This is a genomic window from Serratia proteamaculans (genome assembly GCF_004684015.1).
Taxonomy (GTDB): domain Bacteria; phylum Pseudomonadota; class Gammaproteobacteria; order Enterobacterales; family Enterobacteriaceae; genus Serratia; species Serratia proteamaculans_F.
In genome coordinates, this window is record NZ_SRIA01000021.1 from 497,469 (window position 1) to 521,043 (window position 23,575).

A 23,575-nucleotide genomic window follows, 5' to 3' on the forward strand; every position below is an offset into this window, starting at 1 on the left:
CAGACAGGCACCCCGCTGTGGCTTCACAGAAAGGAACGCCCTATGCAATTAGCTCACGCCGGTTCACCTGCGCGCAAAAAGTCGAAGTGGTGGCAGAGTGACATACTGAAATGGCTGGTTATCGGCCTGTTCAGCCTGATTACCTGCTATCTGATTGTGTTGATGTATGCACAGGGCGAATACCTGTTTGCCATTCTGACGCTGATCCTGGTCAGCGCCGGGCTTTACGTCTTCGCCAACCGTCGCGCCTATGCCTGGCGCTACGTTTACCCTGGCATCGCCGGTATGGGGCTGTTTGTCCTGTTTCCGCTGATTTGCACCATCGCCATCGCCTTTACCAACTACAGCAGCACCAATCAGCTCACCTTTGAGCGTGCCCAGTCGGTGCTGATGCAGCGTCAGTTCCAGACCGGCAAGACCTTTACCTTCGGCCTGTATCCGGCGGAAAACCAACGCTGGCGTCTGCAGTTAACCCACCCGGACAGCGGCCAACAGCTGATTTCCCAGCCTTTCAGCTTTGATGCCAATGCACCGCAAACGCTGAAGCTGGTCGAAGAAGGCGCCGAACCTGGCGGCGAACGCGCTACGCTGCGAGTGATCACTCAAAACCGTCAGGCACTGAGCCAACTGCTGGCACAGTTACCGGACGGCGGCGAGTTACGCATGAGTTCCCTGCGCCAGTTTTCCGGTACCAGCCCGCTTTACGCTCTGGATAAAGACAGCAACGCGCTGACCGACCAACAGACCCATATTCAATACCGGCCTAACCCGGAGATTGGCTTCTATCAGGCGGTGAATGCCGACGGCAACTGGGCCAAAGAAACCCTTAGCCCAGGCTATACCGTCACCATTGGCGGAAAAAACTTCCTGCGAGTATTGCAGGACGAAGGGATCAAGAAGCCGTTCGTGTCGATCTTCATTTGGACCATCGTGTTCTCGGTGATGACCGTGATCCTCACCGTAGCGGTGGGCATGGTGCTGGCCTGTGTGGTGCAATGGGAAGCGCTGAAAGGCAAGGCTGTCTATCGTGTGATGCTGATATTGCCCTACGCGGTGCCGTCGTTTATTTCGATTCTGATTTTCAAGGGGTTGTTCAACCAAAGCTTCGGTGAAATCAACATGATGCTCAGCCATCTGTTCGGTATCAAACCGGCCTGGTTCAGCGACCCTATCACCGCCAAAAGCATGATTTTGATCGTCAATACCTGGCTGGGTTATCCGTACATGATGATCCTGTGCATGGGGCTGCTGAAAGCCATCCCGGACGACCTGTACGAGGCTTCGGCGATGGACGGCGCCACCCCGATGCAGAACTTTTTCCGCATCACTCTGCCGCTGCTGATTAAACCGCTGACGCCATTGATGATTGCCAGCTTCGCCTTCAACTTTAATAACTTCGTGCTGATCCAACTGTTGACCAACGGCGGGCCGGACATGATCGGTACCACCACGCCGGCCGGTTATACCGATCTGCTGGTCAGTTACACCTACCGCATCGCCTTCGAAGGCGGCGGCGGCCAGGACTTCGGGCTGGCGGCGGCAATTGCCACGCTGATCTTCCTGCTGGTAGGCGCTCTGGCGATCCTGAATCTGAAAGCCAGCAAGATGAACTTCGACTAGGGAGAAAAATAATGGCTATGGTCCAACCCAAATCCCAGCGTCTGCGTCTGTGGATAACCCATGCTCTGATGCTGTGCTTTATCGCTCTGATCATGTTCCCGCTGCTGATGGTCGTCACTATCTCACTGCGGTCTGGCAACTTCGCCACCGGCAGCCTGATACCGGAACAAATCTCCTGGGATCACTGGCGGTTGGCGCTCGGCATGAGCGTGACGCATGCCGATGGCAGCGTCACCCCACCGCCGTTCCCAGTCCTGCTGTGGCTGTGGAACTCTATCAAGATCGCGGTGATCACCGCCATCGGCATCGTCACGCTGTCTACCACCTGCGCCTATGCTTTTGCCCGCATGCGTTTTCGCGGCAAAAGCACCCTGCTGAAAAGCATGCTGATTTTCCAGATGTTCCCGGCGGTATTGTCACTGGTGGCGCTGTATGCCCTGTTCGATCGTCTGGGCCAATACATTCCGTTTATCGGCCTGAACACCCACGGCGGGGTGATCTTCGCCTATATGGGCGGTATCGCGCTGCACGTCTGGACCATCAAGGGCTATTTCGAAACCATCGATAATTCGTTGGAAGAAGCGGCGGCACTGGACGGCGCCAGCCCGTGGCAGGCCTTCCGTTTGGTGCTGCTGCCGCTGTCGGTACCAATTCTGGCAGTGGTGTTTATTCTGTCGTTCATCGCCGCCATCACCGAGGTGCCGGTGGCTTCACTGCTGTTGCGTGACGTCAACAGCTATACGTTGGCGGTAGGGATGCAACAATATCTGAACCCACAGAACTATTTGTGGGGCGACTTTGCCGCTGCGGCGGTGCTGTCGGCGATTCCGATTACCGCCGTCTTCCTGCTGGCACAGCGCTGGCTGGTCGGTGGCCTGACGGCCGGTGGGGTGAAAGGTTAGTTTTTCTCGGGCTCAACATGTGGAGCCCCTACAGCGCTTGATGTACTTCGTTCTATACCTGTGTCTTCGGCGGCCCCTCTGGGCCGCTTTTTTTATCCCGCTTTACTCACGCTTAAGTCGATCGGTATTGGCCAGATACAGCGTCACCACCAGCAACAATATCGCGGCAGAATAAATTAACGTGTCTATCGGGTTCTCATGATCCACTATGATCAAACGAATAATCGCGGTAATGCCGATATAAATAAAGTAGCGCAACGGGAAGTGATAACCCGATTCAAAATACTTCACAATCAAAGCAATAAACTCAAAGTAGAGGAAGTAAATCACAATCCCTTCAATCAGCAGATAGGACGTCGATTCCTCGTTGTTTACAAACAAGACTTTCGCCAAATGAATGGTTTCTTTCACCAAGAAGACGATCAGGATCGCCGCCAGCAGCAACAGTCCAACGTTCAGTACCCGTTGCAACCCTTTGGCTATCATCACGGAGCGGGAGGTTTTTGCCATAAATATTCACCATTAATATCACTGTAATTATTCGCGCATCCTAACATAGGCATTATCTTAAAAATTAACACCCGGGCCAAGACTGATAAAAATCATTATTATTCAAGTGTTTAATTTTTAATGTTTCATATGGATATATTTGTAGCAAATTGAAATGTCAACTATGATGGGTCATAGATCTTTACATAAAACAAACAACTCGAATTAACAAGGGAATATTTATGCGCGCTAAACTTAACGGACTGGTCGCCGCAGGCCTGTTTACCTGTGCATTGAGCGGCCATGCCAGCGGATTGGTAACCCCTGATAATGACCTGCGTAATGACCTCGCCTGGCTGTCCGACCGTGGTGTCATCAACGTCAGCCTGTCCACCTGGCCACTGAGTCAGGAAGAAATCAGCTCCGTAATTTCACAGGCCAAACCGGTAACCAATACCGAGAAAAACGTGCTCGACCGCGTTCAACGCCGCGTCGGTGACTTAAAAGCCAATATTCGCGTCAGCGGCTACGCGGCTACCGACAAACCGGGCACGCCGCAGGGCTTCGGCCAGAACCAATATGCTGACCAAAGCCTGACTATCGGTGCCGGTGCCAACGGCGAGTTCTGGGATGTGCGTGTCCAGGGGTCAGTCGAGGGCGATCAACGCGTTAGCGACGGCTCCAAATTCAACCTGAACGGCTCCTATGGCGCAGTGAAAATCTGGAACCAATGGTTGTCCTTCGGTGAGGTATCCCAGTGGTGGGGCCCGGGCTATGACGGCAGCCTGATCCGTTCCGACGCCGCACGCCCGGTGGCCGGTTTTATGCTGCAACGCGCCGACCAATCGCCGTTTGAAACCCCTTGGCTGTCATGGATTGGCCGTTGGCAGTACCAGCTCACCGCTGGCCAGTTGTCGCAATACACTGCCGTGCCAGATACCAAACTGATTGGCGGTCGTTTTACCATGATGCCAACCAACTTCCTCGAACTGGGCGCTTCACGCATCATGATGTGGGGTGGCGATGGCCGTCCGCACTCCTGGAGTTCATTCTGGGACGGTGTGACCGGCAACGACAACACTGGCGACCCGAAAAACGATCCAGGTAACCAACTGGGCGGGTTCGACTTCAAGCTGAAACTGCAGCCACTGATTGGCCTGCCGGTGAGTTTCTATGGCCAGATCACCGGTGAAGATGAAGCCGGCATGCTGCCATCACACAATGGTTACCTGCTGGGTCTGGAGGGTCATCCGGAATGGGGTCCAACCACCATTAACTGGCACATCGAAGGCGCAGACACCCGTTCCAACGGCAAGGCAGATAACGTCATGTACCGTCACTATATTTATCGTGATGGTTACTACCAGCAGGGTTACCCGCTGGGCCATGCAATGGGTGGCGACGGGCAAATGCTGTCCGGCCGAGTAGAAATGGTGCTGGATGACGGCCAACGCTGGAGCACCCGCTTGGTGTACGCCAAAGTAAATCCAAACAGCCAGACCGTCAATAAGGCATTCCCGAAATCCGATACGCTGAAAGGCATTCAGTTGGGTTGGGGCTACAACTTCGACTCGCAGGTCAAGTTCGACACCAGCCTGTGGTACACCGATAACAACGCCAGCACCGCCGATGACGTGGGCGCAGGCATCAGTTTCGAAGTGCCGATCAATCTGTAATCATTCATATGTGAAAAAACCCGCCGCGGCGGGTTTTTTAATGGCATCAATTCAGGTGGTACTTAACGCCATTCTTTAAAACGGTTGATCAGCGCATTGGTCGAGCTGTCATGGCTGCTGACCGCTTCGTCACCCGCCAGTTCCGGCAGGATACGGTTAGCCAGCTGTTTGCCCAGCTCCACGCCCCACTGGTCGAAGGTGAAGATATTGAGAATTGCGCCCTGGGTGAAGATCTTGTGTTCATACAGAGCAATCAGGCTGCCCAGGCTGAACGGGGTGATCTCACGCAGCAAGATGGAGTTGGTCGGACGGTTGCCTTCAAACACCTTGAACGGCGCTACGTGCTTGACCTCTTCCGGCGTTTTGCCCTGTGCGGCAAACTCGGCCTCTACTACTTCCAGCGATTTACCGAACGCCAGCGCTTCGGTCTGTGCGAAGAAGTTAGACAGCAGTTTGGCGTGGTGGTCGCTCAGCGGGTTATGGCTGATGGCCGGTGCGATAAAGTCGCAAGGCACCAGTTTGGTCCCCTGGTGGATCAACTGGTAAAACGCGTGCTGACCGTTGGTCCCTGGTTCGCCCCAGATGATCGGGCCGGTCTGGTAATCCACCGGGTTGCCGTTGCGATCGACATACTTACCGTTGGATTCCATGTTGCCCTGCTGGAAGTAAGCAGCGAAACGGTGCATGTACTGGTCATACGGCAGAATGGCTTCGGTTTCTGCACCGAAGAAATTGTTGTACCAGATGCCGATCAGCGCCAGTAGCACCGGCAGGTTTTTCTCCGCCGGGGTTTGTGCGAAGTGTTGGTCCATCGCATGCGCGCCGCTCAGCAGCTGTTCAAAGTTATCAAAGCCCAGTGACAGGGCAATCGACAGGCCAATCGCCGACCACAGTGAATAACGACCGCCGACCCAGTCCCAGAATTCGAACATGTTGGCGGTATCAATACCGAACTCACCCACCGCTTTGCCGTTGGTAGACAACGCCGCGAAATGCTTCGCCACGTGTTTTTGATCGCCGGCAGTGCTCAGGAACCAGTCGCGCGCGCTGTGGGCGTTGGTCATGGTTTCCTGGGTGGTGAAGGTTTTGGACGCCACCAGGAACAGGGTGGTTTCCGGGTTCAGTGGTTGCAGCGTTTCGGCGATATGAGTGCCGTCAACGTTGGAGACAAAATGCATATTCAGGTGGTTTTTGTATGGGCGCAGCGCCTCGGTCGCCATATAAGGGCCGAGATCGGAACCGCCGATACCGATGTTCACCACGTCGGTAATGGCTTTACCGGTGTAACCTTTCCAGTCACCGCCAATCACGCGGTCGCAGAACTGTTTCATTTTGGCCAGCACCGCGTTCACTTCCGGCATCACGTCTTTGCCGTCCACGATAATCGGGGTATTGCTACGGTTGCGCAGGGCAACGTGCAGCACCGCACGGTCTTCGGTACGGTTGATTTTCTCACCGGCAAACATCGATTTGATCGCGCTTTGCAGATCGGTTTCTTTCGCCAGTGCCTGCAGCTTCTCCAGGGTCTCCGCGCTAATGCGGTTTTTAGAGTAGTCCACCAGCATCTGATCGTTGAAGGTGGCAGAGAACTTGGAGAAACGCTCTTTGTCCTGAGCAAACAGATCGCTGATCTGTACATCTTTCATCTGTTCGAAATGTTGCTGCAGGGCTTGCCAAGCAGCGGTTTGACTAGGATTGATATTTTTCATAGCAACACTCTTAGGCTTGAGAATAAAGATGACGTGGTTGTCCGATTGTAGCCTGTTCGACTGTGATTATGATCTCTTTTCTTGCGATAGGCGCTAACTGTCAAACGCCGCCGCATCGTTTCAGCTCTTCCCCTATACTTTTGGATAACAGCCTGTTATCAGGGTTAGTTAACTGTCACCAAACTGTGTCAGATTATCACCACGTCATTGACGTAATTAGGCTAAGGATGCGCGCCAACCAGGCTGCGGTTTGAAACACGAAGGACATTACTATGGAATTATCTGCCCCGTTGATGTTGGTGGTTATTGGCTTGAGTTCGCTGCTGGCGCAGTGGCTGGCCTGGCTGTTACGCCTGCCGGCCATTCTGCCGCTGCTGGTGTTTGGCGTGGTGCTGGGGCCAGTGGTACATCTGGTTCAACCGGACGCGTTGTTTGGCGATCTATTGTTCCCCTTGGTGTCACTGTCGGTGGCCATTATTCTGTTCGAAGGGGCGCTAACGCTACGAGTCGAGGAAATACGTGGCCTGGGGGGCGTGGTACGCAACCTGGTGACCATCGGCATGCTGATGACCTTCCTGGTGATTGGCGTGGCCTGCTGGTGGCTACTGGACTTTCCGCCCGAGCTGGCGGCGCTGATCGGCGCGGTGACGGTGGTCACCGGCCCGACGGTGATCGCCCCGCTGATGCGGGTGGTGCGGCCCAACGCCAATATCAACCAGGTGCTGCGCTGGGAAGGGATAGTAATCGACCCGGTCGGCGCTATCTTCACCCTGCTGGTGTTTGAATTTATCGTGCTGAAGCAGCATTCGGAGTCTTACACCCACCTGTTCTACACCCTGGGCATTACCGCCGCCGTCGGTCTGGTGGCCGGCGCGCTGTTCGGTTACCTGCTGGGCCTGGCGCTGCGCCGTGTCTGGCTACCCCGCTACCTGCAAAACCTGGCGGTGCTGGCAATTATGCTCACCGCCTTTGGCGTGTCCAACGCCATCGCCGACGAATCCGGTCTGCTGACCGTCACGGTGATGGGCATCTGGCTGGCCAATATGCGCGATGTGGATACCAGCGACATCCTGGCGTTTAAGGAAGAGCTATCAGCGATCCTGATTTCGGCGCTGTTTATCATTTTGGCGGCACGGCTGGATATCCAGGCACTGTGGAACATGGGCTGGCCGCTGCTGGGCCTGCTGTTGGTGGTGCAGTTTATCGCCCGGCCGCTGTGTATTGCGGTATCGACCTGGCGATCCTCCCTGCACTGGCGCGATCGGCTGCTGCTGTGCTGGATCTCGCCACGCGGCATCGTCGCCGCGGCGGTCAGTTCGCTGTTCGCCCTGACCTTGCAACGCAGCGGTTACCCAGGGGCCGATCGGCTGGTGACCGTAGTGTTCGCCGTGATCATCGGTACCGTGGTGCTACAGAGCCTGACCAGCGGCTTGATGGCGCGCTGGTTACGGGTGCAGCAGCAAAAACCGCGCGGCGTACTGATCGTCGGTGCCAACAGCGTGGCGCGCATGCTGGCGCAGGCGTTGATCAAAATGAATATCCCGGTGCTGGTCACCGACAGCAGTTGGGAATATTACCGCCAGGCACGCATGGAGGGCATCCCCGCTTATTATGGGCATGCTTACTCCGAACATGCCGAGAACTATCTTGATCTCAGCGATACCGCGCAGGTGCTGGCGCTGTCGCCCAACCGCCATCAAAATGCGCTGGCGGTCTACCACTTCGGCCATATTTTTGGCGAGGGAAAGGTGTTTGCCATCCGCTCCGGCGCCCCCTTGAAAGGCCGCGGCAACAGTGGGGAAAGCTCGCGCTTTCGTCGGCATGAAGTTTTATTTAATCAGGAAGCCACCTACGCCCGCTTAAGCAGTCTGCTCGCCCACGGCGCCACCATCAAGGCCACCAAGCTGAACGAAAACTTTGGCTGGATGGAATATATCGAAAAAAATCAGGGTATTATTCCGTTATTCAGCCAACGGGAGGATGGCGCACTGCACCCCATCGGAAACGGTTTCGTCCCGGCGATGCCCTGTACGTTGATCGCACTGGTACAAGATGAAAATCCCTCAACGTCCGGGCGTTGACAGCAGCGCGATTACCGGCTATTCCTAACAGCCTACTTGCGCACCCGGTGCGCAAGCCAGAAGAGGTGCGTCGCCCAGGTAGAGTGTCAGAGGAGCCGTTGTCCAATGACGGCGCTTGAGGGGGAGCGACGCCGAGGTAAGGTGATGTGCGGCATTCATCGTATCGACTACAGGGGCTGAATCCTCTGAGTTGTCACCAGGGATTGTCCGCAGGGGCAATCAGCAAGGTGGGGCGCTTCTGGGTGTATCGTAGCTTTAACCTCTACGTCTGCCCCCTGCTTATCGCTCCTCCCTTGTGCCAAGGCTATGAAAAAAGCGCTCTCTGAATAGAGCCACCCTGACACGAGGTTTTTACATGAACCAAGCAGCACCCCAGAATTCCACCGTTGTCGCCAAATTCGGCGGCACCAGCGTTGCCGACTTTGCAGCCATGAACCGCAGCGCCGACGTCGTACTCGCCAATCCGGACGTACGCCTGGTGGTCTTGTCCGCTTCTGCGGGCGTCACCAATTTGTTGGTGGCTCTGGCCGAAGGCAGCGATGCCGACAAACGCCATTTCCAGCTCGATGAAATCCGTCGCATCCAATACGCCATCCTTGATCGTCTCGACAATCCGGCGGTTGTGCGCGAAGAAATCGACCGTATGCTGGAAAACATCGCCATGCTGTCCGAAGCGGCGTCGCTGGCAAACTCGGCGGCATTGACCGACGAACTGGTCAGTCATGGCGAGCTGATGTCTACCCTGCTGTTTGTGGAGATCCTGCGCGCTCGCCAGGTGCAGGCGGAATGGTTTGACGTACGTAAAGTGATGCACACCGATGACCATTTCGGCCGTGCCACACCAGATAACGCGGTGCTGAAACAGCTGGCTCAATCGCTGCTCAAACCGCGCCTGCAAGAGGCGCTGGTGGTCACCCAGGGCTTTATCGGCAGCGAGCCGAAAGGCCGCACCACTACGCTGGGCCGTGGCGGCAGCGATTACACCGCCGCCCTGCTGGGTGAAGCGCTGAGCGTCAGCCGGGTGGATATCTGGACCGACGTGCCGGGCATCTACACCACCGATCCACGCGTGGTTCCGGCGGCAAAACGCATTGACAGAATTACCTTCGAAGAAGCGGCAGAAATGGCGACCTTCGGTGCGAAAGTATTGCACCCGGCGACCCTGCTGCCGGCCGTGCGCTGCGATATTCCGGTGTTTGTCGGTTCAAGCAAGGATCCGGCCGCCGGGGGAACCCTGGTGTGTAATACCACCGAGAATCCGCCGCTGTTCCGCGCACTGGCACTGCGCCGCAAGCAAACCCTGCTGACACTGCACAGCCTCAACATGCTGCACGCACGCGGTTTCCTGGCCGAAGTGTTCAACACTCTGGCACGCCATAATGTCTCGGTGGATCTGATCACCACTTCTGAAGTCAGTATCGCGCTGACCATGGACACCACCGGCTCTACCAACACCGGTGGCAGCCCGCTGACCACCTCATTGCTGACCGACCTGTCATCATTGTGCCGAGTGGAAGTGGAAGAAAACCTGGCGCTGGTGGCGTTGATTGGCAACAAACTTTCCCAGGCCTGCGGCGTGGGCAAAGAAGTGTTTGGCGTGCTCGACCCGTTCAATATCCGCATGATTTGCTACGGCGCCAGCAGCTATAACCTGTGCTTCCTGGTCCCCGGCAACGACGCCGAGCAAGTGGTACGTACCCTGCACCACAATCTGTTCGAATAAACTATTATCATCCCTTGCGGGCGCAGCATGCTGCGCCCCTACATCTAAAAAATCAGTTCATAACCGTAGGGGTTCAGTCCGCTGAACTCGCAAAAAAACACAACTCCATCCCATCGTTCTATTTGGCTAAGGAAAACCTCATTCATGCTGGCAAAATTTACCCGATTATTCCCCCTGTGGGCGGTGCTGCTCGCCGTCGCCGCCTACTTCACGCCCACCAGCTTTACCGGAATCGGCCCCTACGTCAGCCCATTGCTGATGTTGATCATGTTCGCCATGGGCGTCACACTGCGGCTGGATGACTTCAAGCGCGTGCTCTCCCGGCCTGGCCCGGTTGCCGCCGGGATCTTTCTGCATTACCTGATCATGCCGCTGGCGGCCTGGCTGCTGGCAATGCTGTTCCATATGCCACCGGATCTTTCCGCCGGCATGGTGCTGGTTGGCAGCGTGGCCAGCGGCACCGCCTCCAACGTCATGATCTATCTGGCAAAAGGCGATGTGGCACTGTCGGTAACCATCTCGGCGGTTTCCACACTGGTGGGCGTGTTCGCCACGCCGCTGCTGACCCGCTTATACGTCGATACCGAGATCAGCGTCGATGTGATGGGCATGCTGCTGAGCATTCTGCAGATCGTGGTGATCCCGATTGGTCTGGGGTTGATCGTCCATCACACCTTTACCAAAACCGTCAAACGCATCGAGCCTATTCTGCCGGCGCTGTCGATGGTGTGTATTTTGGCGATCATCAGTGCCGTGGTCGCAGGCAGCCAAAGCCATATCGCCTCGGTCGGGCTGGTGGTGATCATCGCGGTGATCCTGCATAACGCCATCGGGCTGCTGAGCGGTTACTGGGGCGGCAAGCTGTTTGGCTTTGACGAGTCCACCTGCCGTACGTTGGCAATTGAAGTCGGCATGCAGAACTCCGGGCTGGCGGCAACGCTGGGCAAAATCTACTTCTCACCGCTGGCCGCGCTGCCGGGCGCGCTGTTCTCGGTGTGGCATAACCTGTCCGGTTCGCTGCTGGCGGGTTACTGGTCCGGTCGACCGATCAACAAAAAATAATTTCACTCCGGGGCGCAGTTAACATTTGCGCCCCAACCTATCTGCGAAATTTCGTATTTCCTACTGGTCAGATTGTCAGAATTACCCTCACCCTCTATTATCCCCGGACAAAATAAAAATTCAGATTCTTCCTATCTGTGCCGATAAAGTTTAAATAACAGACAGTTTAATGACTTTTTTTAGTTAATTAACTCAACGGATCTGAAAATTAAAACAAGCAGCCTAATTATTATTTAGATATACACCCATCGTCTTAATTTGCCTGCGGCAAATCGAGATATCACGCAATGTGCTTGTCGCTCGCTGTTTCGGGCCGGCCTCTGGCCGTCCGTTTCTTGACCTCATGGATTGAGCAGGCCACCCCGCTGGCTTCTCATAATGGATTAAAATGATTAAAAAAACCGCCGCCCTGGTGCTGCTGTTCAGCACTGCGCTCCCCGCCGCTACCCTGCCGGAGATGGAGCATTTTTCGCCGATGGGCGAATCACGCCGTGCCCTGCAAGACGGCACGCGTGAAGTGAATCAACAGATAGAGCAACGACGCTACCAACAGCTTAAACAACAGCAATTACTGGCAGACCCCGAACCTGCCCCCCCGGCACTGCCGCGTTCAGCCCAATGTCTGCCGATTGATGGTGTCTATCTGCAAGGCATTACCCTGCTGTCAGCGAAAGATTTGGCGGCGCTCAGCGCACTGCCACCGCGTTGTATCAGCAGTAATGACATCAACCGTCTGACCCGCGAATTAACCCGTTTATACCTTGATAAAGGCTATATCACCGCCCGCGTACAGTTTATTCGCCCTAATGCCGAGGGGGAATTGGGTCTGCGGGTCACCGAAGGATTTATCGAGAAAATAGAGGGCGGCGATCGCTGGGTCAACAGCAAATTATTATTCCCCGGACTGGAAGGCCAGCCGCTGAAATTAACCCAGCTCGATCAGGGATTGGATCAGGCCAATCGTTTGCAATCAAACAAAACTCGGCTGGATATATTACCGGGCAACCAAACCGGCGGCTCCATTATTCGCTTGCATAACCAACATACCAAGCCCTGGCTGCTGTCCGCCACCCTGGACAATTACGGCCAGAAAAATACCGGCCAGTGGTTGGCTCGCAGCACCGCAACGCTGGACAGCCCGTTCGGCCTGTCGGACTTTGTCAGCCTGAACGTCGCCGGTACCTTGAAAGATCCGTCGCAGCGCTACAACCGCGCCTATACCCTGCTCTATTCTCTGCCCTATGGCGCTTTTACCTTCAGCGGTTTTGCCAGCTATTCGCAATACATGAACCGCCAGCAGTTGGTGTTCAACAGCTATAAACTGCACGGCCAGACCCAGCAATACGGCCTGCGCGGCGATTATGTGTTTTACCGCGATCGCGATCAAATCAATGCCCTGAGCGGCCAACTGACCCATAAGCGTATCAATAACTACTTCGACACCGTGCGCATCAGCCTCGGTAGCCCGACGCTCAGCCTGTTCGAACTGGGGGTGAATCATCTGCAGATCCTGCCTACCGGGCTGGTCAGCGCCAACCTCAGCGTAGAACAAGGATTGCCGTGGTTTGGCGCCGATAGCCACGGCGGTGCCGGCCTGCCCGATGCCCAATTCACCAAGGGCAAGCTGTTCGCCAACCTGACCCAACGCTTCACCCTGGCCGGTTCCCCTTACCAGCTCAGCAACCTGCTGTATGGGCAATACAGCCGCGATCGGCTGCCCGGCGTGGAATGGCTCAGCCTGACCGACCGCAGCGCGATCCGCGGTTTCAGCCGCAGCACGCTGTCCGGCGATAACGGCTGGTACCTGCAAAATACCCTGTCCCGCAGCTTCAACCTGGGCCAAAGCACCCTCACCCCACGCCTCGGCGGCGACGTCGGCCGGGTGCTGCCACGCGATAACCGCCCTTCGGGCTGGCAAAGCAGCGCCGGGTTAAGCGCCGGGGCCACCCTGCGTTATCAGCGCGCCATCATCGACGTCGAGGCCAGCCGCGGCTGGCTGCTGTCCAGCCACGCCATGCCGGACGATCCGATCCAGGTGCTGGTCCGCTTCTCGTACACCTTTTAGTCAGTCATTTTTTTGCAGTACCACACGGCGATATATGGAGATACATGGATGAAAAATAATAACTTCAGGCTTTCGGCGGCGGGCAAGTTGGCCGCTTCACTGGCGATCATTCTCGCCTCACTTGGCAACGGTTACGCCGGCGAGATCGTGGCGGCCAACGGGGCTAACGGCCCCGGCGTTTCCACCGCCGGTAACGGCGCGCAGGTGGTCAATATTGTCACGCCGAATGACCACGGACTGTCACATAACCAGTATCAGGATTTCAACGTTAACCAACCCGGCGCGGTGCTGAATAACTCACGCGACCCCGGACTGTCTCAGTTGGCCGGTCAGCTGGGGGCCAACCCGAACCTGAACAACCAAGCGGCCAGCGTGATCCTCAATGAAGTGATCAGCCGCAATCCGTCGCTGTTGCACGGCCAGCAGGAAATCTTCGGCATGGCGGCCGACTACGTGTTGGCCAACCCGAACGGCATCAGTTGCAGCGGCTGCGGTTTTATTAATACCAGCCGTTCGTCATTGGTGGTGGGCAATCCACTGGTGGAAAACGGCATGCTGCAGGGCTACAGCACCCTGGGTAATCGCAACACCCTGAGCCTGGATGGCAAACTGAACGCCGGTGGCGTGCTGGACTTGATCGCCCCGCGCATCGACAGCCGGGGCGAGGTGATCGTCACCCCGGTATTCGATAAGAAAAGTGGCAACATGGTGGCGGATATCAACGCCATCAGCGGTAATAACCGTGTTTCACGCGAGGCGAAAGTGCTCAGCAGCGAGCAACCCTTGAGCGCGCTGGACAGCTACTATCTTGGCAGCATGCAGGCCGGACGCATCAACATCATCAACACCGCGGCCGGCAGCGGCGTGAAGCTCGCGGGCAAGTTGCAGGGCAGCAATGAGATCCGGGTGAAAGCCTACGACATCCGTGCAGAAAGCCAGGTGAGTGACGACAGCAGCAGCCGCAACGGCGGTGAGAACTACCAAAACTATCGCGGCGGTATCTATATCAACGATCGCAGCACCAGCCAAAAGCTGGCCCGCACCGAGCTGGCAGGCAAAAATATCAGCCTGCTGGCCGATAACAGCAACCACCTGACCGCCACCGATATTCGCGGCGAAGAGGTTAATTTGCAGGGCGCCAGCCTGACGCTCGACGGTCAGCAACTCAAACAGACTCAGGGACATACCAACGACCAATGGTTCTACTCCTGGCAGTACGACGTCACCCGCGAAAATGAACAGCACCAGCAGGTCGGCAGCAGCGTCAGCGCCAGCAAAAATGCCACGCTGACCGCCACTGCACAGGATGTGAAACTGCTCGGGGCTACGGTCGGGGCCGGTAACTCGCTGAAAATCGACGCTAAGCGCGATGTGCAGATCGCCGGGCTGGTCGAGAAGGATAAAACCAGCGAACGCGGCTATCAGCGTAACCATACCTCCAGCCTGCGCACCGGCAGTTGGAACAACAGCAATGAAACCGAAAGCCTGAAGGTCAGTGACCTGCATGCCGGTGGCGATTTGACGCTGAGCGCCGGTAATAGCCTGGTGGCACAGGGAGCAAAGGTGTATGCCACAGGTAACCTGAAGGTCAATGCCAACGATCGGATCAATATCGACGTGCAAAAAACTGCCAATGCCAAATCGGTGCGTGACGATAAAACCTCCTGGGGCGGCATCGGCGGTGGCGATAACAAAGACAACAGCCACCGCCGCGAGGTCAGCAACGCCTCCGAGCTGACCGCCGACGGCACCTTGTGGCTGAACGGTAAACAGGGCGTGACCATCACCGGCAGCAAGGTCAAAGGCAGTCAGGGTGGTTTTGTTACCGCCAGCAATGGTGGCCTGCGGATTGATAACGCGCTCAGCACCAACATCGATAAGGTCAATGCCCGTACCGGCACTGCCTTTAACATCACCAGCAGTTCGCAAAAGTCCAACAACAGCCACCAGCAGTCCACCGCCAGTGAACTGGTTTCCGATACCAACCTGCAACTGGTCAGCAAACAGGATACCGACGTGGTGGGCAGCAAGGTCACCAGCACCGGCAAGCTGGACATCCAGGCCGGTGGCAATATCAATGTCAGCGCGGCAGAGCAGCAGCAACGTATTGATGAGCAGAAAACGGCGCTGGCGATCAACGGCTATGCCAACGAGAAAGGCGATAAGCAATACCGTGCCGGTCTGCGCATTGAACATACCAGTGACAGCGAGAAAACCACCCGCAGCGAGCAACAGTCTTCAATGCTCAGTGGCGGCAGCGTCGCGTTGAAAGCGGACAAAGACGTGACCTTCAGCGGCTCCAAACTGGTGACCACTCAGGGTGATGCCAGCGTCAGCGGCAACAACGTCGCCTTCCTGGCGGCGGACAACAAGACCACCAGCGACATCGAACAAACCAAAATTGGCGGTGGGTTCTATTACACCGGCGGCATCGATAAAGTCGGTTCGGGCATTGAAGGCGGTTATGAGAACAGCAAAACTCAGGCGCAAAGCAGTAAGGCGGTGACCTCGGGCAGCGACATCCAGGGCAATCTGACCATTAACGCCAAAGACCAGCTGACACAGCAAGGTTCGCAGCATCAGGTCGCCGGCAAATATCAGGAGAATGCCAACAGCGTTGCCCACCTGGCTGCCACTGACAGCGCCAGCAGCAACACCCGCAAAACCGACGTTGGCGTGGATATCGGTGCCAACGTCGATTACAGCGCCATCACCCGTCCGGTTGAACGCGCAGTGGGCAAAGCCGCCAAACTGGATGCCAACGGTGTGATTAACGATATCGGCAGCATCGGCTTGCCGAACGTCGGCATCGACGTCGCTGCCAACGGCGGCAGCAGTGAACAGCGCAGCAGCAGTTCACAAGCGGTGGTCAGCAACATCAAGGCCGGAGAAATTGAGGTTAACGCTGCCGGGGAACTGCAGGATCGCGGTACCCAATATCAGGCCACTCAGGGTAGTGTGACGCTGAAGGCAGACAGCCACCGCAGTGAAGCGGCGGAAAACCACCAGCAGCAGAGCCAAAGCGATACCCGTGGCAACGCCAGCGTGCGTGTTTACACCAACACCGGCAATGACCTGAACGTCGACGCCAAAGGTGACGGCGGCAACAAACACAGCGCAAGCAGCGCCAGCCAGGCCGTCACCGGCGGCATTACCGCGGCCAACGGCATCGACATCCAGGTTAAGCAAGACGCGGTTTATCAGGGTACTTCACTGGATGCCGGCAAAGGCAAAACGCAGGTAAAAGCCGAAGACGGCAACCTCCGTTTCGAGCAGGCTACCGACCGCAGTCACGAGAGTCACAATGACTTCAACGTCAAAGTGTCTGCCAAAGGCGGATCCACTCCGGAGACCAAAAACTTCGGCGGCGGGCTGGGCGGCGGTCGCAGCGTGGGGGAAAGCGACAGCAGCAGCGCACAGGTCAGCAGCATCGGCGGCCAACAGGGCGTGGCGCTGGAAGCCGGTGGTGGGCTGACACTGCAAGGCAGTCATGTCACCAGTCAGGGCGACGTCACCTTGAACGCGGGCGACAAGGTGGCGCTCCAGGCAGCCGAATCGCACCAGACGCGCAAGGACGATACGCTGTCAGGCAATATCGATATTGGCGGTAACAGCACCGACAGCGACAAAAAGAGTGCGGGCGGCGTTTCCCTCGGCGGCGCATTTGACATCGCCAGGGTCGATGAGTCCTCCACCACCCACCAGGGCGGTAAAATCACCAGCGGTGGCGCAGTGAACATTACCGCCAAAGGCGATGGCGACCAGGCACTGCATCTGCAAGGGACCGAAGTCCAGGGCAACAGCGTCGGCCTGAATGCCGAACATGGCGGTGTGGTGCTGGAATCGGTGCAAAATCAGGAGCAGAAAAGCAACTGGAACCTGGGGCTGAAAGCGAACGCCAAAGGTGGTCAATCCTTCAACAAGGATGCCAGCGGCAAAGTTGACGCCACCAGCGGCAGCGACACCCACACACTGGGTGCCGGGGTAAAAGTCGGCGTGGACAAGCTGCAGAAAACGACCCAGGGTAACAGCCTGATTAACGCCAACGAAGTGACGATCAACAGCGGTAAAGACACCACTCTGGCCGGTGCCCGGATCGATGCCGATAGCGTACAAGGCAACGTCGGCGGTGACCTGCGCGTCGAGAGCCGCAAAGACAGCGAAAGCAGCGTGAAGGTCAATGTGGACGTTGGTCTGAACCACACCAACGATCCGGCCAGCAGCATCACCTCCAAACTGTCGAAAGTCGGCACGCCGCGCTATGCCGGTAAAGTGAAGGAGAAGCTGGAGGACGGGATCAACAAGGTGGCTGACGCCACGACCGACAAGTACAACAGCGTGGCCCGTCGTCTCACACCCAAACAGGACACCACCGGCGCGGTGAGCTTCAACAAGGCCGAGGGCAAAGTGACGTTACCGGAAACCCGGGTGGGCGAAAAAGAACAGGCACCACTGTGGGATCGCGGTGCTCGCTTCCTCGGCAACAAGTCCAAAGAGAGTCTAACCGGCCCCGCCGGGTTACAGGGCCAGTTCAAGGTCAAAGCCGACGTAGTCAATAACGATGCGGTGGGCGTGCAATCCGCCATCAGCGGGAAAAATGGCGTGGCGCTGAACGTGCAGGGCAACACCCAACTGAACGGTGGGGAGATCCACAGCCAACAGGGTGAAGTAATGCTGGGTAACGGCAAGCTGGAACAGCAGGACGTAGCGGGCAGCCGTTATCAGGGTGGCGGTCACCTTGATGCGGCAGCCTCTGCCGGTGGCCTGCTGGGGATCGCCGGTAAAAGCGTGGCGAATCTGGAGACCCCGGTCGGTGGCTATATCAATAGCCAGGCCACCGATGCCAGGGCCGGTGTTTTTTCGGGTAAATAACTGGCGGAAAATGGTCCCCTCTCCTTTGGGAGAGGGTAAGGGTGAGGGGAAGCACACCGACACGAAAGCCCCTCACCCCGGCCCTCTCCCCCAGGAGAGGGAGACGTTTATTTAAGCAATGTCGTTGCCAGCAGGTTTCAGCCGGGGGCATTTTTTTACAGCGTGCTCGGGGTGTCCTCCCATTCACGCTCATCATCCTTCTCATCCTGATCCAGCACGTTATACGCCACCGCTGCGAACAAGGAATTCAGACGTTTCATGTCACCCAGCAACCCCAGATGCAGCGAACTGGTTTCGATGCTTTGCACGTTCTGTTGGTGCAGGCGATCGACGTGCGCATGCGCGTAGCGGCGATCCAGAATACGGAAGCGGTGCTTGGAACGCCGCAGCCGCTTGGCGCTGGTGAGGTCGCCAGACAGGAACACCGACAGACTTAACCGCAGGTTGCCAATCAACCGCTCATACAGCGTGTCCAGCTCCGCCAGACCTTCGGCCGAAAACGCCCGCCGCGCCGCATGTGACTTCGACGCGATGTCGCCGGTCATGCGTTCGATAATGTCCCCGGCCTGCTCCAGATTGAGCGCCATTTCGATGATTTCTGCCCAACGGCGCGAATCTTCTTCGCCCAGATCCTCTTTTTGGATCTGCGCCAGATACAGCTTGATGGCGGTGTACAGCACATCGACGTCATCGTCCAACCGACGTACCTCTTTATCCTGCCCAATCTTGCCGTGCAGCACTTCGCGGTGCAGGATCATCATATGTTCCACCACGTCCCCCATGCGCAGGGTTTCACGCGCCGCATTGGCCAACGCCAGCGTCGGCGTATCCAGTGCGCTGGCATCCAGATGCCGTGGGCGCAAACGGGGATCGTCAGCCGCCACGTCGGCGATCAGCGTTTCGCACAGCCGCGCCATCGGCCCGGCCAGCGGGATCAGCACCAGGCAGCGGATCAGGTTGTAGAACACGTGGAAATAAATCACCAACTCTTCGTTGCCACCGGGCAACCGCGCCATCACGTCCGCCAGATAAGAGACAAAGGGCAGCACCAACACACAGCCGATCAGCTTGAACAACAGGCTGCCGAGCGCCACCCGACGGCCGGCGGCATTCTGGCCGCTGGTGTTAATCACCGCCAGCAGGCCGCTGCCAAGATTGGCACCGATCACCAGACACAGCGCCACTTTCAGTGAAATCACACCGGAAGCGGTCAGGGTGGCCGTCAGCAGCACCGCCGCCAGACTGGAATAGCTGACAATGGCAAACAGCGCGCCGGTCAGGGCATCGAGCATCACATCGCCGGTCAGTGACGAGAACAACACCTTCACCCCTGCCCCTTGGGTGATTGGCGTCGCGGCAGCCACGATCAGCTCCAGCGCCAGAACAATCAGCCCAAGGCCGATGCACACCCGGCCCATTTGACCGACACGAGTTTGCTTGCGGCTGAGAAACAGGAATACGCCGACCAGGATCAGCAACGGAGACAGCCAGGAGAGATCAAAGGTCAGAATTCGCGCCATCAGCGCGGTACCCACGTCAGCACCCAGCATGATCACCAGCGCAGGCGTCAGCCCCACCAGCCCTTGTGCGACGAAAGAAGTGACCAGCAGCGCAGTAGCATTGCTGCTTTGCACCAGCGCGGTTACGCCGATGCCGGAGACGAACGCCAGCGGTTTTTTCTGCACGCTGTCGCTCAATACCCGACGCAAGTTAGCGCCGTAAACCCGCATAATTCCGGTACGCACGATGTGGGTCCCCCACACCAACAGCGCCACCGCAGAGAGCAGATGAAGAAGGGTCAACACAGAAGATACGCTCCATTAACGCCAGCAAGGCAACCGTCCTGCCAGGCGTTAAAAGAGCAGAACAGCGGCAACGGGTTGCAGGCTGTCGCTGGGGAAAAACATCCCGTTTCAACCCACAAATATCATGCAACTTCCCGTAATGTAACAGTTTCCAAGTGTAGTCCAATTTCACTGCCGTCGGGCCGCAAATCCTCGACCGAGCGGTTGAGCACGTCCACCAGCAGCTCCACACCGCGAGCCTTAACCCGATAGCGCACCACGTTGCCCAGCAGGCTGTGGTTGAGGATAGTGGCGGCGATCCCCTGCCCGGCAGGCAGTAAAGTCATGGATTCCGGGCGAACAGCCACCTTACCGCGATAAGTGTTGCCGGTCAAAACCGACGCCTGCTCTGCGCTCAGCAGGTTGTAGTTGCCGATAAACCCGGCGGCGAAAACGTCGGCCGGTTGGGTATACAGGGTTTCTGCATCGCCGCTTTGCACGATTTGTCCTTTGTTCATCAGCACGATGCGATCCGACAACGTCAGCGCCTCTTCCTGATCGTGAGTGACGAAGATCGCCGTCAGGTTCAGTTCGCGCTGGATCCGGCGGATCTGTTCGCGCAGGTGTTTGCGGATGCGGGCATCCAGGGCCGAGAGCGGTTCATCGAGCAGTAACAGGCGCGGGCGGGTCACCAGGGATCGCGCCAGCGCCACCCGTTGGCACTGGCCGCCGGAAAGCTGGTGCGGATAACGCTTCGCCAACTCGGTCAGTTCCACCAGCTCCAGTACCTCTTGCACCCGCTGTTGGATCTGCCCGCTCGCCAATTTTTGCATTTTCAGGCCAAACGCCACATTGCCCTCAACGGTCATATTCGGGAACAGCGCATAGCTCTGAAACACCATGCCAATACCGCGGTTTTGTGGGGATACCGGCACCAGATCCTGACCTTGCAGCAGGATCTGCCCACTGTCGACCGAAGTCAGCCCCGCCAGACAGCGCAGCAGCGTAGACTTGCCACAGCCGCTCGGCCCGAGCAGCGTGACAAACTCGCCTTCTTCGGCAGTGAAATCGATATCCTGAAACACCTGGGTCTGCCCGTAATGTTTGTTAAGCCGGGTCACGTTGAGATAAGCCATGGGTTAGCCCTTATTTTTATTCAGCAAATTCGCCAGCCAGGTGACTATCAGCACCACGGCGAAATAAGAAATGACCAGTGCGCTGGTGAAGTGGCCACTGCCGTTGCGCATGTTATAGAGGTAAACCTGCAGCGTTTCATACCGGCTGCCCACCAGCAGGTTGGCGAAGACAAACTCGCCAATCAGGAAAGAGAACGACAACAACACGGCAATCATTCCACCCTTGCGCAGGTTTGGCAGCACCACCAACAGCGCCGCTTTCCAGGTGCTGGCCCCCAACAAATGGGCGGCGTCCATCAGGTCACGCAGGTTAATCGCCTGCATGTTGTTGCTGATAGCACGGTAAATAAACGGCAATGCGATGGAGAAGTAGCAGCCAATCAGGATCCATGGTGTACCGAGCAGCGGCAACGGATCGGTAGCGAACAGTTGCATCAACCCCACCGCCGATACCACCGGTGGCACGGCGAATGGCAGCAGGATCAGCACATTCATCACCGCATCCAGTTTGGGGAAATAGTAAGCAATTACAAACATCATCGGCAAAATCACCACCACCGCCAGCACCAGAGTGCCAAAGCAGATCAGCAGCGAATGCCACAGCGCCAGCAGGAAGCGCGGATCGCTCCATAACGCCACCAGCCATTTCAGGGTAAAACCGTCCGGCAGAATGGTCGCGCCCCATTGCGTCGCGAGCGCATAAATCAGCGTCGCCGCCAGCGGTAACAGCAGGATCAGCAGCAGCAAGCCGCTCACAACGCGGTGATAGCCGGTTTCAAAACGCGACATGGCCGCCCTCCGCAATATTATGAGCGTGCATTGAGATAGCTCCTGCGCAGCAGCCATTGATGGATCAGTGTGATAAACGCCATCATCGCCACCAGCAGCATCGCCAGTGCGCTGGCCAGATTCGGATCAAGGGAAATATCCCCTGCCACCAGCGCCGAAATACGGATGGGGATCACGTTGAAATTGCCGGTGGTCAGCGCATAAACCGTGGCATAGGCACCCAATGCATTGGCCAGCAGGATGACAAAGGTCCCCATCAATGCCGGTGCCAACACCGGCAGGCCGATATGCCGCCAATACCCCCACGGGCTGGCGCCGAGCAATGACGCCGATTCGCGCCAGTCTTCACGCAGTGCGTCAAAGGCCGGGTACAGCAGCAGCACGCCGAGCGGGATCTGGAAGTAGGTGTAGAGCACGATCAGCCCGGTTTTGGAGTAAAGGTTAAAACTCTCCATCAGGCCGTACTTGCGCAGCAACAACGTCAGGCAGCCGTTTAGCCCCAGCAGAATGACAAAGGCGAACGCCAGCGGCACCCCGGCGAAATTGCTGGTCATATTGGTAAACGACATCACAAAGTCATGGAACCGCGTCTGGCCCAGCTGGCGCAGTGAGTAACTGCCCACCAGGGCGATCAACAATCCATAAATGCTCGACCAGAGGGAAATCTCCAGCGAGAACTGAAACGCCTGCAGATAGAACGGCGAGGTCAGCACATCAACATAGTTGCCCAGCCCCCAGCCGCTGCTCTGGCTGAAAAAGCTGCTGACCGCAATCCACACCAGCGGCGCGATTTGGAACGCCCCAAACAGCAGGATAAACGGCAACAGGCATAGCGCGGCAATCCACTTAGCTTTCATTAATCACCCTTATGCCAACAGCGCCCGGCAACGCGGTTTGTCGTGCGCCACCTGTAGCACTTCGCACAGCGTGCCGCACAGCTCGGTTTGCTGCGGATCGGCATCGTTTTGGCTAAAGGCGCTGCCGAAGACAAACAGCGGTACCTGACGCTCTTCCGGCAGCACGCCGCCATGGCTGCGATCGTCATTCATGCCGTGATCGGCAGTGACCATCACCTGATAGCCGTCGGCCAACCAGTCGGCCAAATAGCGCGACAACACGCCGTCGGCATTACGAGCCGAATTACGGTACTGCGGCGAAGACAGGCCGAAGCGGTGCCCGGCATCATCAATGTTCATCGGGTGGATCAGCAAGAAATCGGGCTGATGACGGCGGCGCAGACTTTCGGCATCGTCAAACAGATGCGAATCCGGGTAGCGGTCGTCGTAATAAAAATGGCCGTGCTGGATCGGCAGTTCGGTATCGTCGGTATGACGATCGCGGGCGGCGTTGAACGGGGTGCGGTTATACAGCTCACTGAACCAATGGTAGGCCGCTGCAGCGGTGGTCAAGCCTGCTGCACGCGCATAGTGAAACACGCTTTGCTGCTGCGAGAGGCGTGATACCTGATTATGCACCACGCCGCTCTCCACCGGCGGCACGCCGGTGAGGATGCACTCATACAGCGGCCGGGAGAGCGAGGGGAGCTCGCTCTCCAGCTGATACAACCGCCCACGCCCTGCCGCACATTCGGCCTGCAGGTAGCCCATAGCGTCATGCGCCACCTGATAATTCAAACCGTCCAGCAGTACGAGGATCGTTTTCATAAA

The 23,575-nt window shown here is 57.2% G+C and carries 15 protein-coding genes and 1 riboswitch; of the genes, 8 read left to right on the forward strand and 7 right to left on the reverse strand.

All coding sequences use genetic code 11. From position 1 onward, the window contains the following. Positions 1–42: 42 nt before the first annotated feature. A complete protein-coding gene (malF, locus tag E5C26_RS22510) occupies positions 43–1,620 on the forward strand; it encodes a maltose ABC transporter permease MalF (protein WP_135318261.1) in 1,578 nt (525 codons plus the stop codon). A gap of 11 nt (positions 1,621–1,631) precedes the next feature. Further along, the gene (gene malG / locus E5C26_RS22515; protein ID WP_012147168.1) at positions 1,632–2,522 is read left to right on the forward strand and encodes a maltose ABC transporter permease MalG; all 891 of its coding nucleotides are present in this window, start codon (positions 1,632–1,634) and stop codon (positions 2,520–2,522) included. A 102-nt stretch (positions 2,523–2,624) separates the two neighbouring features. Here the strand turns inward: malG and psiE are convergent, their stop codons facing one another. After that, positions 2,625–3,032, reverse strand: a complete 408-nt coding sequence (psiE, locus tag E5C26_RS22520; RefSeq protein ID WP_012147169.1) for a phosphate-starvation-inducible protein PsiE — start codon at positions 3,030–3,032, stop codon at positions 2,625–2,627. A 221-nt stretch (positions 3,033–3,253) separates the two neighbouring features. On the opposite strand from psiE, the gene E5C26_RS22525 reads away from it, so the two are divergent. Next, positions 3,254–4,687 carry a capsule assembly Wzi family protein gene (locus E5C26_RS22525; RefSeq protein WP_135318262.1) on the forward strand — a complete coding sequence of 478 codons (1,434 nt, stop codon included), beginning with the start codon at positions 3,254–3,256 and terminating at the stop codon, positions 4,685–4,687. Between the two features lie 62 nt (positions 4,688–4,749). Here E5C26_RS22525 and pgi read toward each other — a convergent pair whose 3' ends face one another. Next, positions 4,750–6,396, reverse strand: a complete 1,647-nt coding sequence (pgi, locus tag E5C26_RS22530) for a glucose-6-phosphate isomerase (RefSeq protein WP_017894221.1) — start codon at positions 6,394–6,396, stop codon at positions 4,750–4,752. Between the two features lie 272 nt (positions 6,397–6,668). Here pgi and E5C26_RS22535 point away from each other — a divergent pair, with 272 nt between their 5' ends. The 5 genes from E5C26_RS22535 (at position 6,669) to E5C26_RS22555 (ending at position 18,199) form a co-directional block, all read left to right on the forward strand. Continuing rightward, positions 6,669–8,477, forward strand: a complete 1,809-nt coding sequence (locus E5C26_RS22535; RefSeq protein WP_135318263.1) for a cation:proton antiporter — start codon at positions 6,669–6,671, stop codon at positions 8,475–8,477. Between the two features lie 52 nt (positions 8,478–8,529). Next, a riboswitch (Lysine riboswitch) is annotated at positions 8,530–8,723 on the forward strand. A gap of 109 nt (positions 8,724–8,832) precedes the next feature. Beyond that, the gene (lysC, locus tag E5C26_RS22540) at positions 8,833–10,200 is read left to right on the forward strand and encodes a lysine-sensitive aspartokinase 3 (RefSeq protein WP_135318264.1); all 1,368 of its coding nucleotides are present in this window, start codon (positions 8,833–8,835) and stop codon (positions 10,198–10,200) included. Between the two features lie 144 nt (positions 10,201–10,344). Further along, the gene (gene panS, locus E5C26_RS22545) at positions 10,345–11,262 is read left to right on the forward strand and encodes a ketopantoate/pantoate/pantothenate transporter PanS (RefSeq protein WP_135318265.1); all 918 of its coding nucleotides are present in this window, start codon (positions 10,345–10,347) and stop codon (positions 11,260–11,262) included. A 388-nt stretch (positions 11,263–11,650) separates the two neighbouring features. Continuing rightward, a complete protein-coding gene (locus E5C26_RS22550; RefSeq protein ID WP_135318266.1) occupies positions 11,651–13,327 on the forward strand; it encodes a ShlB/FhaC/HecB family hemolysin secretion/activation protein in 1,677 nt (558 codons plus the stop codon). A gap of 48 nt (positions 13,328–13,375) precedes the next feature. Continuing rightward, positions 13,376–18,199, forward strand: a complete 4,824-nt coding sequence (locus tag E5C26_RS22555) for a hemagglutinin repeat-containing protein (protein WP_135318267.1) — start codon at positions 13,376–13,378, stop codon at positions 18,197–18,199. Between the two features lie 155 nt (positions 18,200–18,354). Here the strand turns inward: E5C26_RS22555 and E5C26_RS22560 are convergent, their stop codons facing one another. The 5 genes from E5C26_RS22560 to E5C26_RS22580 form a co-directional block, all read right to left on the reverse strand. Next, complete coding sequence (locus E5C26_RS22560) at positions 18,355–20,004, reverse strand: Na/Pi cotransporter family protein (protein WP_135318268.1); 1,650 nt, start codon at positions 20,002–20,004, stop codon at positions 18,355–18,357. 122 nt (positions 20,005–20,126) lie between these two features. Then, entirely contained in the window at positions 20,127–21,119 is a 993-nt protein-coding gene (locus E5C26_RS22565) for an ABC transporter ATP-binding protein (protein WP_135318269.1), read from the reverse strand. Between the two features lie 3 nt (positions 21,120–21,122). Next, the gene (locus E5C26_RS22570; RefSeq protein WP_135318270.1) at positions 21,123–21,908 is read right to left on the reverse strand and encodes an ABC transporter permease; all 786 of its coding nucleotides are present in this window, start codon (positions 21,906–21,908) and stop codon (positions 21,123–21,125) included. A gap of 17 nt (positions 21,909–21,925) precedes the next feature. Then, on the reverse strand, positions 21,926–22,765 hold the full coding sequence (locus tag E5C26_RS22575; protein WP_135318271.1) for an ABC transporter permease: 840 nt from the start codon (positions 22,763–22,765) through the stop codon (positions 21,926–21,928). Between the two features lie 9 nt (positions 22,766–22,774). Beyond that, the gene (locus E5C26_RS22580; RefSeq protein ID WP_135318272.1) at positions 22,775–23,572 is read right to left on the reverse strand and encodes an alkaline phosphatase family protein; all 798 of its coding nucleotides are present in this window, start codon (positions 23,570–23,572) and stop codon (positions 22,775–22,777) included. Positions 23,573–23,575: the final 3 nt, after the last annotated feature.

Coding starts and splice junctions, on each gene's coding strand:
- malF (WP_135318261.1), top strand. CDS start 43: ATGCAATTAGCTCACGCCGGTTCACCTGCGCGCAAAAAGTCGAAGTGG.
- malG (WP_012147168.1), top strand. CDS start 1,632: ATGGCTATGGTCCAACCCAAATCCCAGCGTCTGCGTCTGTGGATAACC.
- psiE (WP_012147169.1), bottom strand. CDS start 3,032: ATGGCAAAAACCTCCCGCTCCGTGATGATAGCCAAAGGGTTGCAACGG.
- E5C26_RS22525 (WP_135318262.1), top strand. CDS start 3,254: ATGCGCGCTAAACTTAACGGACTGGTCGCCGCAGGCCTGTTTACCTGT.
- pgi (WP_017894221.1), bottom strand. CDS start 6,396: ATGAAAAATATCAATCCTAGTCAAACCGCTGCTTGGCAAGCCCTGCAG.
- E5C26_RS22535 (WP_135318263.1), top strand. CDS start 6,669: ATGGAATTATCTGCCCCGTTGATGTTGGTGGTTATTGGCTTGAGTTCG.
- lysC (WP_135318264.1), top strand. CDS start 8,833: ATGAACCAAGCAGCACCCCAGAATTCCACCGTTGTCGCCAAATTCGGC.
- panS (WP_135318265.1), top strand. CDS start 10,345: ATGCTGGCAAAATTTACCCGATTATTCCCCCTGTGGGCGGTGCTGCTC.
- E5C26_RS22550 (WP_135318266.1), top strand. CDS start 11,651: ATGATTAAAAAAACCGCCGCCCTGGTGCTGCTGTTCAGCACTGCGCTC.
- E5C26_RS22555 (WP_135318267.1), top strand. CDS start 13,376: ATGAAAAATAATAACTTCAGGCTTTCGGCGGCGGGCAAGTTGGCCGCT.
- E5C26_RS22565 (WP_135318269.1), bottom strand. CDS start 21,119: ATGGCTTATCTCAACGTGACCCGGCTTAACAAACATTACGGGCAGACC.
- E5C26_RS22570 (WP_135318270.1), bottom strand. CDS start 21,908: ATGTCGCGTTTTGAAACCGGCTATCACCGCGTTGTGAGCGGCTTGCTG.
- E5C26_RS22575 (WP_135318271.1), bottom strand. CDS start 22,765: ATGAAAGCTAAGTGGATTGCCGCGCTATGCCTGTTGCCGTTTATCCTG.
- E5C26_RS22580 (WP_135318272.1), bottom strand. CDS start 23,572: ATGAAAACGATCCTCGTACTGCTGGACGGTTTGAATTATCAGGTGGCG.